General features: G+C 34.7%; 17 protein-coding genes. 8 read left to right on the forward strand and 9 right to left on the reverse strand.

The features are described from left to right. The first annotated feature begins 31 nt into the window (after positions 1 to 31). Positions 32 to 328: a putative quinol monooxygenase gene (locus tag B9Y84_RS12445; protein WP_085517708.1), complete on the forward strand. Its 297-nt coding sequence runs from the start codon at positions 32 to 34 to the stop codon at positions 326 to 328. 5 nt (positions 329 to 333) lie between these two features. On the opposite strand, the gene B9Y84_RS12450 is transcribed toward B9Y84_RS12445, so the two are convergent. Beyond that, positions 334 to 1,308 (reverse strand): polyprenyl synthetase family protein, encoded by a 975-nt coding sequence (locus B9Y84_RS12450; protein WP_085517709.1) that lies wholly within the window; start codon positions 1,306 to 1,308, stop codon positions 334 to 336. A 37-nt stretch (positions 1,309 to 1,345) separates the two neighbouring features. On the opposite strand from B9Y84_RS12450, the gene B9Y84_RS12455 reads away from it, so the two are divergent. Then, positions 1,346 to 2,212 (forward strand): alpha/beta hydrolase family protein, encoded by an 867-nt coding sequence (locus B9Y84_RS12455; protein WP_245830864.1) that lies wholly within the window; start codon positions 1,346 to 1,348, stop codon positions 2,210 to 2,212. A gap of 166 nt (positions 2,213 to 2,378) precedes the next feature. Here the strand turns inward: B9Y84_RS12455 and B9Y84_RS12460 are convergent, their stop codons facing one another. The 4 genes from B9Y84_RS12460 to B9Y84_RS12475 form a co-directional block, all read right to left on the reverse strand. Next, positions 2,379 to 2,747 (reverse strand): hypothetical protein, encoded by a 369-nt coding sequence (locus B9Y84_RS12460; protein WP_139828028.1) that lies wholly within the window; start codon positions 2,745 to 2,747, stop codon positions 2,379 to 2,381. 10 nt (positions 2,748 to 2,757) lie between these two features. Next, on the reverse strand, positions 2,758 to 4,212 hold the full coding sequence (locus B9Y84_RS12465) for a SusD/RagB family nutrient-binding outer membrane lipoprotein (RefSeq protein WP_085517711.1): 1,455 nt from the start codon (positions 4,210 to 4,212) through the stop codon (positions 2,758 to 2,760). An 18-nt stretch (positions 4,213 to 4,230) separates the two neighbouring features. Further along, positions 4,231 to 7,362, reverse strand: a complete 3,132-nt coding sequence (locus tag B9Y84_RS12470; RefSeq protein ID WP_085517712.1) for a SusC/RagA family TonB-linked outer membrane protein — start codon at positions 7,360 to 7,362, stop codon at positions 4,231 to 4,233. A 227-nt stretch (positions 7,363 to 7,589) separates the two neighbouring features. After that, positions 7,590 to 7,907: a HesB/IscA family protein gene (locus B9Y84_RS12475; protein ID WP_085517713.1), complete on the reverse strand. Its 318-nt coding sequence runs from the start codon at positions 7,905 to 7,907 to the stop codon at positions 7,590 to 7,592. Positions 7,908 to 8,023: 116 nt separating this feature from the next. On the opposite strand from B9Y84_RS12475, the gene B9Y84_RS12480 reads away from it, so the two are divergent. Further along, entirely contained in the window at positions 8,024 to 8,545 is a 522-nt protein-coding gene (locus B9Y84_RS12480) for a DUF7935 family protein (protein ID WP_085517714.1), read from the forward strand. 41 nt (positions 8,546 to 8,586) lie between these two features. On the opposite strand, the gene B9Y84_RS12485 is transcribed toward B9Y84_RS12480, so the two are convergent. Further along, on the reverse strand, positions 8,587 to 9,045 hold the full coding sequence (locus B9Y84_RS12485; protein ID WP_085517715.1) for a nuclear transport factor 2 family protein: 459 nt from the start codon (positions 9,043 to 9,045) through the stop codon (positions 8,587 to 8,589). Between the two features lie 54 nt (positions 9,046 to 9,099). Next, positions 9,100 to 9,993: a hypothetical protein gene (locus tag B9Y84_RS12490; RefSeq protein ID WP_085517716.1), complete on the reverse strand. Its 894-nt coding sequence runs from the start codon at positions 9,991 to 9,993 to the stop codon at positions 9,100 to 9,102. A 64-nt stretch (positions 9,994 to 10,057) separates the two neighbouring features. On the opposite strand from B9Y84_RS12490, the gene B9Y84_RS12495 reads away from it, so the two are divergent. Genes B9Y84_RS12495 through dtd form a run of 5 tightly spaced genes read left to right on the forward strand, consistent with a single transcriptional unit; the run spans position 10,058 to position 12,393 of the window. Continuing rightward, positions 10,058 to 10,279 carry a hypothetical protein gene (locus B9Y84_RS12495; protein ID WP_085517717.1) on the forward strand — a complete coding sequence of 74 codons (222 nt, stop codon included), beginning with the start codon at positions 10,058 to 10,060 and terminating at the stop codon, positions 10,277 to 10,279. Continuing rightward, positions 10,272 to 10,682 carry a YkvA family protein gene (locus tag B9Y84_RS12500; protein WP_085517718.1) on the forward strand — a complete coding sequence of 137 codons (411 nt, stop codon included), beginning with the start codon at positions 10,272 to 10,274 and terminating at the stop codon, positions 10,680 to 10,682. Before B9Y84_RS12495 ends, B9Y84_RS12500 begins: the two co-directional genes overlap by 8 nt. Continuing rightward, complete coding sequence (locus tag B9Y84_RS12505; RefSeq protein ID WP_085517719.1) at positions 10,675 to 11,289, forward strand: thioredoxin family protein; 615 nt, start codon at positions 10,675 to 10,677, stop codon at positions 11,287 to 11,289. Before B9Y84_RS12500 ends, B9Y84_RS12505 begins: the two co-directional genes overlap by 8 nt. Then, positions 11,282 to 11,944 (forward strand): NAD-dependent epimerase/dehydratase family protein, encoded by a 663-nt coding sequence (locus B9Y84_RS12510; RefSeq protein ID WP_085517720.1) that lies wholly within the window; start codon positions 11,282 to 11,284, stop codon positions 11,942 to 11,944. Before B9Y84_RS12505 ends, B9Y84_RS12510 begins: the two co-directional genes overlap by 8 nt. After that, on the forward strand, positions 11,941 to 12,393 hold the full coding sequence (dtd, locus tag B9Y84_RS12515) for a D-aminoacyl-tRNA deacylase (RefSeq protein ID WP_085517721.1): 453 nt from the start codon (positions 11,941 to 11,943) through the stop codon (positions 12,391 to 12,393). Before B9Y84_RS12510 ends, dtd begins: the two co-directional genes overlap by 4 nt. A gap of 77 nt (positions 12,394 to 12,470) precedes the next feature. Here dtd and B9Y84_RS12520 read toward each other — a convergent pair whose 3' ends face one another. Both B9Y84_RS12520 and B9Y84_RS12525 read right to left on the reverse strand, forming a co-directional pair. Further along, entirely contained in the window at positions 12,471 to 13,592 is a 1,122-nt protein-coding gene (locus B9Y84_RS12520) for a DUF4249 domain-containing protein (protein ID WP_085517722.1), read from the reverse strand. A 23-nt stretch (positions 13,593 to 13,615) separates the two neighbouring features. After that, the gene (locus B9Y84_RS12525; RefSeq protein WP_139828029.1) at positions 13,616 to 15,982 is read right to left on the reverse strand and encodes a hypothetical protein; all 2,367 of its coding nucleotides are present in this window, start codon (positions 15,980 to 15,982) and stop codon (positions 13,616 to 13,618) included. Positions 15,983 to 15,998 lie beyond the last annotated feature (16 nt).

A 15,998-nucleotide genomic window follows, 5' to 3' on the forward strand; every position in this document is an offset into this window, starting at 1 on the left:
CGGCTAGTTCCGGCCTTAATATTTTAATATTATGATCATTAGAATAGTAAAAATGACTTTTCAAGAAAATAAAACTGCTAGCTTTATTAAAATATTTGAAGAGAATAAAGAGGCTATTCGCCATCAACCTGGCTGCTTGCACCTAGAGCTTTGGCAAGACAAGAATCAACCGCATATTTTCAGTACCTATAGTTTGTGGAAAAGTGAAGATGACTTAAACCAATATCGACATTCGGAAACATTTGGTAAAGTTTGGCCTGCCACTAAAGCTCTTTTTGCAGCTAAGCCTATTGCAAGCTCTCATATTCAGCGATTTACAATAGATTAATTAATTTACTTCTTTCTTTCAATAGTGTATTTTACCAAATCCATTAAAGACTGTCGATATTCTGACTGCGGAAAATCTTTCAAGATGGTCATTGCTTCATCAAAGTAATTATGCATCACTTCTTCAGCGTAGGCAATACCATTCTTTTCTCTCACAAATGCTACTACAGTTTTGACAGTGGAACTTTTGTCGCTCTTATTTTTAATGAGTTTTATTATATGCTTTTGCTCTGAACTATCAGCATTATTTAGGGCATGAATCAATGGTAAAGTCATTTTCTTTTCCTTAATATCAATTCCCAATGGTTTACCTATTTCATGTGTGCCATAATCAAATAAATCATCTTTTATTTGGAATGCCATTCCCACTTTTTCACCAAAAAGTTTCATTTTCTCACTCACATCATCATCTTTCATTACTGAACGACTACCTACAGCACAACATGAGGCGATTAACGAAGCGGTTTTTTGTTTTATAATATCGTAGTAAATATCTTCTGTAATATTGAGCTTTCGCGCTTTTTCAATCTGTAACAATTCTCCTTCGCTCATCTCTCTGACAGCCTCCGATACTATTTTCAATAAATCAAAGTCTTCATTATCTATTGAAAGCAGTAAACCTCGTGATAATAAATAATCACCCACTAAGATGGCTATTTTATTCTTCCACAAAGCATTTATGGAAAAAAAACCTCTTCTGTAATTTGCGTCATCAACAACATCATCATGCACCAAGGTAGCAGTATGTAACAATTCGATTAGAGCAGCCCCTCTATACGTAGCTTCATTTATCTGTCCATGGACACCAGCTGAAAGAAACACAAACATAGGACGCATCTGCTTTCCTTTCCTTTTAACAATATAGCCCATGATTTTATCAAGCAAATAAACTTTGCTTTTCATAAACTGACGGAACTTTATTTCAAATTCCGCCATTTCATTGGCTATTGGTATTTGTATTTCTTTAATTTTACTGCTCATTAGTATGCAATATTACTACCAAATGAATATCTAAGCAATGCATTCAAACAAAATGATTCAAGAAAATATAATTATTACAAGTACGGTTCATAACAAGCCAATTACGGCTGATTTTCGCTATATTCCAAGTAAAGAAAAGAAACCGTTGATCCTTTTTGTTCATGGTTTTAAAGGATTTAAAGACTGGGGAGTTTTTAATTTGCTTGCCGATGGTTTTGCACAGAATGGTTTTGTTTTTGTGAAAATAAATCTAAGTCATAACGGCACTACTCCCGAGCAATTAAATGATTTCGCTGATTTAGAAGCCTTCGGAAACAATAACTTCACTAAAGAATTAGATGATGTAAAAGACACAATTGATTATCTATTCTCAGCATCCTGCCAAATTCCTAAGGACGAAGTTAACTTAAATAGTATAAATTTAATGGGGCACAGTAGAGGGGGTGGATTGGTACTCCTAAAAGCTAGAGAAGAAGTAAGAATACATAAAGTGATCACTTTAGCAGCTATTAGTGATTTGACTAAAAGATGGCCTGAGAGTTTCTTACAAGAGTGGAGAGAAAAGGGAGTGCAATACATCGAAAATAAAAGAACTAATCAATTAATGCCTCTTTATGTCCAATTGTATGATGATGTACTCAACCATCCTGATCGCTTATCAATTCCAAAAGCAATAAAGGAAATGAAGCAGCCTTTGCTTGCCTTTCATGGAACAGAAGATGAAACCCTACCCGTAGCAATGGCTCATCAAATAAAAGAATGGAAGCCTGATACGGAACTAGTGATTTATGAAAAAGAGAATCATGTTTTTGGGGCTGCGCACCCATGGCAGGAAAAAACATTACCCAATGCCTTCAAATTGATTCTAATGAAATCTGAAAGATTCCTGAAAAATCATGAATAAATTCGTGAAAAATAACAACTGTAGATATTCCTTTTGTAAACCCAGATTAAAAGAAGTTTCCTACTAAACCATATTTTTTTGTCGATATACTTCATCGAGAGGAAAATAAGAAAGGTTGCCTAATACAAGACAACCTTTCAACTTAATTAAAGAAATATTATTGATTTTACTCCTCTTCAGGTTCAATAACTACATCTATTTGAATACTACCACTTAATCCCTGATCATTTTCAACAGTTAAAGTGACAGTACCAGTTTCAGTTGCAGTAACTTCAACGAATTCACCATAACGATCAGGAACGGGCGTTGCTGAAGAACCAGCACCAGAGGCACTCCATGTGTAAGTCTCATCTATAGTATGACCGGCAACATAATAAACACCTGTTTCTCCTACAAACTCTAGACCCGAACTAGTTTCAATAATTAAATCCGTACCTGGAGTGAAACTAAAACTCTCTTCCTCATTTTCACAAGACATTAAACCTAATGTCGCAATTAGAAGGATCGCAAAAATATTATATTTTAAATTTTTCATGTTTTTAGAATTAATCTATATCCCAAAATAAGTTTGTACTGTATGCATCTGAACCAATATTGCTTGAAGCAGCAGAATAATTAGCTCCGTTTAGAGTTTGCTCATTTTGCGGATAAATTCTTCGCTTCAAAACACTTGTTACATCAACGAACACTTCAATATCTGTAATATCTACCAAATTAGCTGCATCAACTGATTCCAAATTCATTCTTCTGATCTCAGCCCATGATTGCCATCCTTGATAATACATTGCAATATACTTTTGAACTTTTAAGTTCTCCTCTGAATAAGGATTTGCTGCTATATAAGCTGCAATATCTGCTGCTTCAGTGATCCCCCAAAAATTCATACTTGCAGTAATAGCTTGAGCATAGTACGTTTCCGCTGTTCCCCCAACTGCCCAGCCGTTAGCTGCTGCTTCTGCTAAGATAAACGAAGTCTCCATGTAATCCATTAAGATTCCAGGGAAGTCTGCAGCATAAACTTGAGGATTAAGTTGCGAAACGGCATCTCTGCTGATTCCGGCAGCTACAGCACTAGTAACCCCGTATGGAAGTCCTTCAAAAGTTCCTGTAGAAGCAGCGGGAGTGAAATACTCACCAATTCTAGGATCGCTAAGACCAGTTAACAAACCAACAAAGTTCTCAGTTGCACAATAATCTTGTCGTCCATTCACTACATAAGAAACAAACAATGGATTAACGTTTGGCTGTGCTGTAATATATTGAATAGAAGCGTTATCAGCATTACTTGCAATAGCGCCTGAAGCAGCACCAGTAATTGTTGTTTCTGCTAATCCAGGATTAACTTCTGAGATTCTAATTCCAATTCTCAACAACAAAGAATTACCAAACTTCTGCCATTTCGATAGATCACCACCGAATATTACATCCCCTCCAGGAAATCCAGGAGCACTTGGGTCAATGGCAGCCACGGCACTTGAAATAGAATCAATTAAAGCAGTATAAATTTCCTGCTGATCAGAATAAGCAGGGGAAGGTATATCTGTACCTTGCAATGCTTCTTCAAAAGGAATATCTCCATAAATATCAACCATAGAATGATAAGCCCAAGATTGTAGTATTGTGGCTACGGCATCTTGATTAACACCCTGCTGACCTTTATCAATTGTTCTGTTTATCGTCTTAATTTCTTGCAAATCATTGATTGCAGTATAAAAATCTGACCAGAATGTATTATTGGTATTGGCCCTAAATTGATATCTGGTTTCATCAGAATACTCATTCTGTGCCCAATATTGCGATACTGTCATACCAAAAGCTACGTTATCGAAGCCACCGTATAATCTATTACCTAATTGACGTTCAGCTGAAGTCAATAAGTACTCAACAGGAACCTCTGTAGGTCTGTTGGGATCTTCATTAATCTCTGTGATATCTTCGCATGAACTTGCGAAGATTATTACAGCGATCAACAAGAAATATAATTTATGTAAATTTTTCATATTTAAGTTTTTTCAATTTTAAAATCCTAAACTTACTTTAAATCCATATGATCTTAAACTTGGCAAAGCACCACCTTCAAGTCCTTGAATATTACCTGAATTCGTAACGTTTTCAGGATCAATGTGAGGAATATTTTTAGACAGAATAGCTAAGTTTCTTCCTTCTAAAGCAAGATTGATCTTTGTGAATGGAGTATTTCCAATAATGCTGTTTGGTAATGAGTAACTTAACACTACTTCTCTCAATTTCACAAAACTCGCATCATAAACATGAGCGCCACCTAAACCAAAATGACCTTGGAAAAATGAAATAGGGTCAATAACTGTGGTATTTTCTTCTCCACCTTCAGTAACACCATCAGCAATTAAACCAACCTGTCTGATATTTCCCTCTACTGTTTCTTGAGTCATTCCAGAATATTTTGCAAATAGATTGGTTACAGAATGTAGTGCTCCTCCTTGTTGGAAGTCAACTAAAAAACTCAAATTCAACCCTTTATAAGAAAAGCTATTTCTTACACCACCAGTAAAATCGGCTAATACTGAACCTAATGGAACCGGACTACTTGTAGCTAAATAATTTCCATTAGAGCCAATTACCTTATTACCATTATCGTCTGTAAGAAAATCATTACCATAAATTGTTCCGTAACGTTGACCAACTCTAGCATCTAAGCTTACAACACCAAATAGTTCGTTAGCTAGACGATAATTATCGATCCCTTCAGCCAACTCTTCAACTCTGTTATCATTCTTAGCCCAGTTTACCAAGATATTCCATTGAAAGTCATTGCTTTGAACAACTGCCCCAGAAATGCTGATCTCAGCACCTTGGTTTACCATTCTACCAGCGTTAATAATCTGTGCATTGTAACCAGAAGCTGCAGAAACATCTACTTCGAATATCTGATCAGTTGATACATTCTTGTAGTAAGTCGCATCAAACGTTAATCTATCATTCAAAAATCTCAATTCAGTACCAATTTCATAACTGTTTGTTTGCTCTGGTCTCAAATTCGGATTGTTTAAAGTACCCGGCAAAGAATATGCAGGATTAACACCAAAGTTTTGCCCTGGAGCATATACTGTTGAAATTCTGTAAGGATCAGTATCATTACCTACTTGTGCAACACTACCTCTCAACTTACCAAATGTGAAAATATCACCACCATTTAAGGCATCTAGCTCTGAGAAGATAAATGTACCACTAACAGATGGATAGAAATATGAATTATCTCCATCTGGTAAAGTAGACGAAACATCATTTCTTAAAGTAGCATCTACAAATACCAAATCTTCATATCCCATAGTCAATGAAGCGAACCAACTGTTGATTTGTCTTTCTGATGTGAAATCTGAAAGCACATTTCTATCAATAGAATTTTCTAAATTATAGAAACCTGGAACACTTAATCCACCTTGAGTTTGGCCATAGTTTCTATTATATTTATCCATTCTAATATTACCTCCAATGAATGTAGATAGAGAAATTTGATCGTTTATTTCACCGTCATATTTTAACATCATATCCATATTAGTTTCAGAAACCTGACGAACATCTTCACTGTAAAAAGATTGTCCTACAGATCCTTCTGCAATTCTTCCTTCCCTTCGGTCAGTGTAAAAATCAGTTAGCACTCTACCTGATAATGATAAATTTTCAGTGAAATCATAATTTAAACCTATATTACCAAATATTCTGTCTCTCCCATCATTTTGGAAGTTTTCATTTCTTATCCAGTAAGGATTATCAGCATACAATGGGAAAGCAGTACTTTCACTTATTCTATTCCAAGATCTTTGGGCGCCAGTTGCTTCAACTTTGTAATTTCTCAATTCATTATCATCAAGTTGCCTTTGACCAAAGTGGTTAAATTGAACTATCAAATCACCATATCCCTGTTGCGGTCTTCCTAAGGCTCTTGATTGAACATAATTTACATTAGCATTTGCACTTAATTTATCAGTCAAAAACTGTGAGCCACTGAAATTGACAGTATTTCGTTGCAGTTCACTATTTGGCATCAGACCTTTCTGATCTAAATTAGTGAAAGACATTCTAAATGAACCATTATCATTTGCACCAGAAAACGAAACATTATTGTTTAATGTCACTTGAGTTTGATAAAAGTCTTTAATATTATCAGGGTGTGCTTCCCATGGAGTCTCCTGTCCAAAATTAGGATGATCTTCATAATAGCTATACCATTGACGAACAGGTCGACCATCTAATCTAGGTCCCCAACTTTGATCAACTGCGAAACTTACAATTTCTTGGCCGTCTCCATTTGTACCGAATGGTCCAAAACCACCACCATATGAATTTTGATATTCTGGCAGAACTAAAGGATTAGCGAAAGTAATACCCGAATTAACATCAACGCCAATTCCTTTTCCTTTCTTACCTTTTTTAGTTGTAATAATAATTACACCATTAGATGCTCTATTACCGTACAATGCTGCAGCACTTGCACCTTTCAATACAGACATACTTGCTATATCTTCAGGATTAATATCTTGAGCAGCATTACCATAATCATATCCACTGGAACCTCTTGATTGGCCAGTAGTATTAAAATTAGAGTTATCAATTGGAGTACCATCTACCACGAAAAGTGGTTGATTATTACCTGCAATTGAATTAGCACCTCTAATTAGGATTCTAGATGAACCACCTAAAGCACCAGAATTACCTCCTATTTGAACCCCTGCTATCTTACCCTGCAAAGAGTTTACAATATTGGTTTCACCTGCTTTGATAATTTCATCTCCATCTACTTCTTGAACAGAATATCCCAAAGACTTTTGTTCTCTTTCAATACCTAAAGCAGTCACTACCACCTCAGATAATTGCCGAACATCAGCTTCCATCTGCACATCTATCACTGATCTTGAGCCAATCTCAACTTCTTCGTTAGACATTCCAATAAAAGTAAAAACTAGCGTACCACCATCAGAGGGAACAGAAATCTTGTAGTTTCCGTCTAAATCTGTAGTCATACCCGTAGAAGTACCTTTTAATAATACATTCACACCCGGTAAGGTTTCTCCTGTCGCTGCATCAGTGACAGTTCCGCTTACGGTGCGATCCTGTGCCCATGCGTGTAGCACGAACACCAACATGAAACATGTTAGTAGAATCTTCTTCATTTCTGTTTATTTAGGTTAAAAATTTATTTACTCTTCTCAAACTTAATAAAGATTTAACTTAAGCAAAACATTAATAGGCAATAAAGGTGAGTTAATCGAAAAATATCATAAAAATTACAAATAAGTGATATAAAAAATATAAATAATTATGCAAAGCGTCTGAATTTTAATTAAATTAAAAACATCTGTATATTATCTTATACACCAAGCTCTTTTTTCAGCACTTCTTATTTCAGCTCTTCTTCAGTCTCTGGATTAACAAAAACAAAGCCCCTAGCATCATTTCCTTCATGAAATCGCACTTCCATCCCAATGATGTACATCACATGGCTTTTATCAATGTAAACGGGTATATTCTCTATCTCAAAAATTTTATCTGATTCCTTTGGTTTATCAAAGCCTAACATATAATTCATTCCAGCAGCGCTACAGCCTCCACCCCCACGCACTCCAACTCGAAGCCCATAACCTTTGGGGATATTCTTATTCTGCATGATGTTTTTTACTTCTTTAATAGCTTCTTCTGAAATTTTAACTGGAATCATAAATTGTAATTTTTTTACAGGAACGAATGACTCAAAACAAAAGTTTGCTTCACCCTCTTGCTTTTATTTGCTGCGAAATTAACTAAATTTGAACATCATCAGAGAAAATTAACTATATGGAGCCGATTTGGGACTTATTAAAAATCATCATTCCTGCAGGAATTGTACTGTATGCTATGTTTCTGACTGTAAAAACGATGTTACAGAAACAAAATGAAGCTAAAATCATTGAGATTAAAGCTAAAAATAAAGAAATAGTGCTTCCCATAAGACTCCAAGCCTATGAAAGAATGACTCTTTTCCTGGAAAGAATCTCTCCAGATCAAATTATAAAGCGGGTCCAGAAAAACGAAATGAATGTAGCCGAACTTCAGTATTTACTTTTAAATGAAATAAGAGAAGAGTTTAATCATAATTTATCTCAGCAAGTCTACATGAGCGATGAATCATGGAAAATCATTAAGAATGCAAAAGAGGAGTTGATTATGGTGGTCAATCAATCTGCAAAAGAATTAGATCCTGAAGCTAAAAGCATAGAATTGGTTAAAAGGATTTATGAAGAATCCTTGGAAAAAAAGATTGACAGTATAGAATATGGACTTAGTTTCTTAAAAAATGAGATTCAACAAGAATTCTGATTTATTGCTTACAAATTTAGGTTCTAACAGTACTATATAAACTAATCATTATCGGTTAACTCCAGAAAAGCATCTATTTTCTCATTATCAATTGTGACTGACAAATCGTAGAGTGCTATTTTCCAGCTATTATCCTTTAAAACCAAAATAGCGGTTCCTTTGCAGACACCCATCCAGGTATCTAGTTTTTCATTCAACCATGCTGTTTTTCCGTCTTCTGAAAAATACACATCTCTAGAAATAGCTTTAAAAGACCAAGCTGATTCTTTTTGAAAATGCTCATCTGCCCACTTAGCCATTTCATCTCTGGTCCACTTTTCAGTTTTATCAGTACCTAAATAAACCCCATTTTCGGTCATGCTTCCGAAAAACTTTTCCTCATCGGCAGTAGCTGCTGCTTTATGCCAGTTATCCATAAATTGATTGATAGTTTTAGTAGGGCTTTGGGCGAAAACGCCAAATGGCATCAAAAACAGAGAAAGAGCTAATAATTTCTTCATAATTATAATTTTTCTAAATACTAAAGATATAAATTTAAAAGCTAACAGTATCAATTACAATTTAATAGTTATGGCAATAAAAGGAATACCAAACGGTATGAAATCTGTAATTTCCTGATTATAGAAAAAACCTAAATCATAGCTAGCAGTATCTGTTAAATACCTGCCGCCATAAAAAAGAAAACTTATATTATCCTCAAATTCAGTAGGGACATAAAAACCTTCAGATAGCAGCATTAATTTCTTCGATATTCTGGCCATTCCAGCTAAAGAGTAAAAGGGATATAATTGTTGAACCTCACTAATAGCGCCATAATAGACAGTGCCCGTTAAATTTAGATCTGGTTCTCCTATTGTTATTCCAGTATTTAGCACTGCTGCCCCTGCACCTTCAGATGATTCTAAAGAAAAACCAGCAAATGCATCCAGTCCAATCTTGTATTGCACATGTTTACCTAGCTTTTTGGTAAATTGGGGATTCACATAGATGACAGGCACTCTCAAAACTAAGGCCCAAAGACTTGTTCCAACGCCAATAGAAAAATTATCAGTCACTCCTCTATGATAAGTCATTGGATTATTACGAAGGTAATTCCCTCCTTTTTCATAATTAAAAGCACTAGTACCCAGCATGTACCTAACAGGATTTATTTGTTGTAACCGCTCATCTTCATCCATTTCAATTTCCTCATCAACACTAAGCGATTCAATTTTTTTAATCCTTTGCGTAGGAATTCTAACTGTGCCTACTGTAGTGGTCTCAATTTCAAGAAAATCTTTATCTTGACTAATAAAAAATCCTTTATAAATTTCTCCCGTTTTTGTATAGACTACTATTTTGGTTTTAATCTGGCTTGGGGTATCACGAATTTTAGGATCTTCAATTTGAGCTTGTCCAACAAGACTTGTTAAAAATAAAAGTATGTAAATGAAGTTGAGTTTTTTCATATGAAAAAGCAAAATCGTTTCAAATATTGTAAATTTACCGAACGTTAAAAAATTCAAAAGTATTATGAATAATCCGCATAAAAGTAGTCAAATAAAAGCTAATAATATAAGGTTATGGGTTGGTGTCATCAGCTTAGTAGTTGCATGGGCGTTATTTATTTACAAAGACCTTTTGCATGATTTATACTTAATTTTGATAGGTGCCTTCACATTGTATACATTATTTGCTTATATATGGATGCCTTTGCAAAAAAACAGAAAATTGAGAGATTCAGAAGATGGGTAAAAGATTGAATTATAAAAACGCATTAAAGCGAGCCTCACATATACTAGCTGACAAAAGACTTAGCAAAAGCTTAGTAACAGAAGCCAAGGCAACGCTGACTAGCCGAGCCAAGGCATCTGAAAAAATTGCTCAGCTAAAGCAAAAAATCTTCACTTTAATTAGATTGGTAAAAGCATACACTAAAGGCAAATACAAGGAAATATCTCTTAAAAGCATGCTTTATACGGTTGGCGTGTTAATCTATTTCATTACTCCGACTGACATTATTCCTGATTTCATACCTCTTTCAGGCTATCTAGATGATGCCTCATTAATCTTATGGCTCTACAATCATTTAGGTCAAGAATTGCAACAATTTCAGGCTTGGGAGAGTAAGCAAGAAGAAAAGGAAATATATGATTGAATCTACATCAAATTTAAAGGCAACAGTCTTCGCTAACGCAATAAACTACCCCTCCTATAGAAATTTAATAAAATCCCTTTTAGTAGATAAAAAAACTACAGGTTCTAACGATTCAGAAGCTATGATTAACTACACTTCAATGAATGACAGACGAATGGATAGATGGGATAAAAAAATCAAAGTAGATGAAGATCTATCACAGCAGATCAAAGACCTGCCAAAAATGAATTGGCTAGTGATTACAGAAGCTTGGTGTGGAGATGCAGCACAAAATATTCCATTTATAGCAAAATTAGCGGATGAAAATTCGAATATAGATTTGAGATTTATTATGAGGGATGAAAATCTAGAAATAATGAATCATTACCTTACCAATGGTGCTAAATCTATCCCAATTCTGATTATGATGGATGAAAATTTCAATGATTTAGCTACTTGGGGACCAAGGCCAGAACCAGTTCAAAAAATGGTGATGGAAGCCAAAGAAAAACCTAACCTTGATCAACCTAAATTTATTGAAAGTATTCATAAGTGGTACGCTGTCGATAAAAATAAAAGGATTTCTGAAGAATTTACGAACTTATTAAACGAGATCACCCATGGGTAAAATAGCACTAATTGCAGGAGCAACCGGGCTTGTTGGAGGGCACTTATTGGATTTACTTTTAGAAGACGAAAATTATTCCGAAGTAAAGGTGTTAAGCAGAAGAAGCTTAGGTGGAAATGATGGCAAGTTAACAGAAATCATAATTGAAGATTTTAATTACCTCGAAGATAAAAGTTCTACTTTAAAAGCTGATGATTACTTCTGTTGTTTAGGGACAACCATTAAAAAAGCAGGCAGCAAAGCAGCTTTTAAGAAAGTAGATTTTGAATACCCTATTAGCTTAGCAGCAATTGCAAGAGAAAGTAATGCAGATTCTTACCATGTCATATCAGCCATGGGTGCTGATTCAAGTTCCATGATTTTTTACAATAAGGTCAAAGGCGAAATGGAAGATGCAATTAATGCAATGAAACTAGAAAGTGCTTATGTATATCGCCCTTCTTTTATAGCGGGAGAACGTTCCGAAAAACGAGCCGCTGAAAAAGCTGCTTTATGGTTTGCAGATAAATTTGATTTCATATTCTCGGGTCCTTTTAAAAAATATGCTGCTGTTCATGCCAAAACAATAGCAAATGCCATGCTCCAGTCTGCCAAAAATGCCATCGAAAGATTTAAGGTGATTCCTTCTGATGAGATAGAAAAAATAGGTAAATGATAGCCGTAATACAAAGAGTTTCAGAAGCTTCTGTAAAAATAGAAAATGCAGTCAGCGGAGAAATCCAGAATGGTTTAATGATTCTACTAGGAATAGAGGAATCTGATAATGAGGAAGATATTGATTGGCTCTCACGTAAAATAGTAAATATGCGTATTTTCAATGATGAATCTGGCGTTATGAACAATAGTCTATTAGATATTGAAGGAGAAATACTCTTGATCAGTCAGTTTACGCTGCATGCTAGCACTAAGAAAGGAAACCGACCTTCCTATATAAAAGCTGCTAAGCCAGATATTGCTATTCCACTTTATGAGAAAATGCTAAATTCTTTAGATATTTTGATTTCAACCAATATTCAGAGCGGTGAATTTGGCGCTGATATGAAAATAAGTTTAGTGAATGATGGTCCTGTGACGATCATTCTGGATAGTAAAGACAAGAAGTAAAATTTGCAATAAATCGTATTAAAGAGACAAATAGATAGATTAAAAGCATTATCCACTGTTTTGACAATATGCTCTTCTCATAAAGGCCAAAAATCTGGTTTTTGATCAGTTGCACCTTCTAGCAATAAGCAATCGCAACAAGTGATTGGAGGTAAACGTGGGGGATCAGTTGGTGGAAACTTATCTACACAGTTTAATCTGTTAAAAGGATCCCGAATGGGTTCACTCAACACTTGATTAGTTATGAAAATTCTCTTGCTAGTCGAACTTAACACAGTAAAGTACCCCAGAGCTCTGTTTCCGTCATTTCCTTCCTCATGTATATTACCGACCACAGGGGTAGGTGGAGGAGCAAATAGATCGCCTCCAAAACTGCTTTGTTCTTTGATCTGATCTAAATAATTGAAATAGGCTTCTGTTAATTTATATTTCCAGACCAGCATACTATATCCGAAAAAAAATTCCCTCCCCGGAGAAATAGATAGAATTTTCTGGTTGGTATTATTATCAATTTTCAAATTTCTAGTCGTGTATAGATTTAAAGGTAACACAACCTCCTGACTCTTGAAACAAGTACGAGCACTATCCAAGGGAAATAGCTCAATTGGGACTGCTTGAATGCTATCCCAACATCTGGTTTCGCCCTGATATAATGTTTTAAATTCATAGACCCCTTCGTAATCATAACTCAGAAAGGCATCGTCATCTCCAACGTTAACATTTGTATACACATTCAGTAGCTCGGTTTCGGCAACGTTACTTCCCGCTAAGAATGATTCTGTTTCACCTCTTACCCAAAGTCTATCTATGGGAGCAACAGCTTCTAGTTTCTGAAAATCAGAAATATATTTCACTCCATTTTCTAAGGCAATATCTAATTGATAAGAACGGTCAAACACAGGTGAGAATTCATCCTGATTAGTGACATAGACTCCCGGTTGAGATTCATCTAGTTGAAAGCAATTATCTAAATCATCCTTGATTGAAACTGTGGCTCCTGATACGCTTTCATATCCGCTAAATTGTTCAACCGGTGCCGATCGGCTAAGCCTCACAATTTGGGGCTTGTCCTCAGCTGTTAGAATTCCTTCCACCACCAACTGGCCACCCGCCTTGTCATCTTCTAAATCGATGGCGAAAGGATCAATACATGAAAACGATGCTAAAATAATTATTGAAATTAAATAGTATCTTGTCATATTATAAGTCGTCCATAAATATATCAATTGTCTTCAATTGTAATGGTGCGGCTTCCTTGATATATTTTCCCTGAACTATCAATACCATGCAATTCAATCAAAAAGTTCCCCTCATCATCAGACGAATGAAATTTGATACCATTCTTTTTATCTGAAGCTATTTTGTAACTACCATTCCAATACAATACATCTCGAAAATCAGGTAATTTATCTTTACCATCAATCTCTGTATAATTTAAACTTACTTTATCAGTATTTTGGTAAAAGCCTTGCATTGACATCCAGTGATGATTTGTACCATTTTTCTTATAATAATCAGAATCAAGGGTACTTAATTCTAGAATTCCATCATGAAAAACGCCATTTATGAAGTATTTTTTGTTCACTAGGCTAAGAATCTTGATTTTTGCCGTACTGTAATTTAAGATTCTAGTATGATCAAATACTGGAAGTCCATCTATTAATAGTAAAGGCTCATTTTCAAATCTACCAATGAAAGAATTCCTCCCTGTATCATCTATCTCTCTCAAAAAAATCTTATCAGAACTTCCAACACTTTTGATAGCAACTCCTGGTAGTAATTCTCTAGAGATCTGTCTGAAATCTTCTAAATATTCGTATTCGATCAAATCTTTTGAATCCGAATAATTAGGAAAAAAACCGGTAACTTTTATTTCATCCTTCATCTCCTGCCTATTGGAACTGGCGGGATCATAAACTCTTGAAATCAATTTGTTCTCTTCATGATACCGTAGGTAATGTACTGTTTTAATAGAATTGAATATAAAGTCATCTTTAAACCCAAAATCATTAATATTCACTTCATTTCTATCCAATTGATACGACAAATTATCTTGGTTTTCATCAACATTCGCCACTTTCAAAACAATGTCAGACTTTCCGTAAAAAGATCTTAACTGAAACACAAACCTCCCATCGCTATCTGTTCTACTAGCATAAAACTGAGGAATTTGACCCAAGACAGAACAGTAAATTACTGAATCTTGAATAGGTTGGTCTGATATATTATCTGTGACACGACCTGAAATCATGAAGTAATCTCTACTATCAGATATTGCTCTGTTTTCACTTTGGTTACCTAATTGTCTGATATGATTTAGACCGGTTGATTTTGTTTTAAGATAAATATCAGTAAACGAGCGATCTTCATTTATTTGATTGATGATACCTATTGGATCCAATATATTTAAAGCTGAAAACATATCGAAATAGAGATTCATATCATTAAATTTCAATGGATCAAAATAATCCAAATTCTTAATACTAATTGAAGCATCTATATCGATTGGTTCCGAATTGAAGCTTTCAATTTCAATGGGCATGAATACTTCACTATTTTTACTGATCTTATCGACATCAATTTTTACTTTTCTAGGGGCTTTATTATTATTTCTTTTATAATAATTCCTTTCAGATATAATTTCCTGGTTTTCATCGTAAAAAAGAATTGAATTTAATCCTGATTTCATTAAGCTTTTGGGAATATTAAAAATCATTCTCCTAGCTTTAACAATCTGTTTAGCTCCTAAAATAACCTCACCATTATTATATACAAGCATACTCAATTGATCTCCTGCATAATTGTCACCAATATTTGCAACTACCACTAGAGTATCGGATTCAATATTTACAATTCTTCCTGTTAGCTTAGTGCTACTGACTGTAGGCAGCTCAAAAGTACTTACCCTTCTCTCATGTTCGATTTTAACACTGTAGGCTAAGGTTTCCTTTGCAAAGAAAGAAAATTGGCCATAGCCCAACTTATAAGGATCAATCATAGACACTGTATCACCCTCATTCGAAATTACGATTCCAGTCCAATCATCATTCAAGTAATCAGCTTTAAATGCTACAGTATTAATATGTCCTCCGATTATGTGTCCTCCTTCGGGGTAAAACTCCAAGTCGAATTCTTTTTGATCAGCTAATGATCCTTCATCTCTAGGATTTACAATTGTAATTTTTTGTTTAAATGCATATTTGTAATTTGAATGCACACTATTACTTGTATAGGCTAGCAGGAGATAATTTCCTGAAGCGATTGATTTATTCAATTCTAACCTACCTTCGGCTGTACCCCTATTCAACACTAACTTTTGAGAGATTATTTCTTCACTGCTACTATTGAAAATTTTCACATCTAGCAGGCTACCTGAATTTGATGGTTTATGAGTTTTCGCATCAACAACATAGACACTATACCTTAATTTGGTTCCACTCAAATAATAGCTTTTATCAAGTTGCAAAAAGACCTTTTCTTCCCGCTGTGATGAAAAAGTAGAAGATTGTGCAAAAATATATTCTGAATTAGACACTTGTAGAATCCAAATCATGGTAAAAAATAAGTAATGCTTATATCGTATTTTCATTTTTTTAAAAATTATG

Source organism: Marivirga sericea (genome assembly GCF_900177665.1).
GTDB classification, from domain to species: domain Bacteria; phylum Bacteroidota; class Bacteroidia; order Cytophagales; family Cyclobacteriaceae; genus Marivirga; species Marivirga sericea.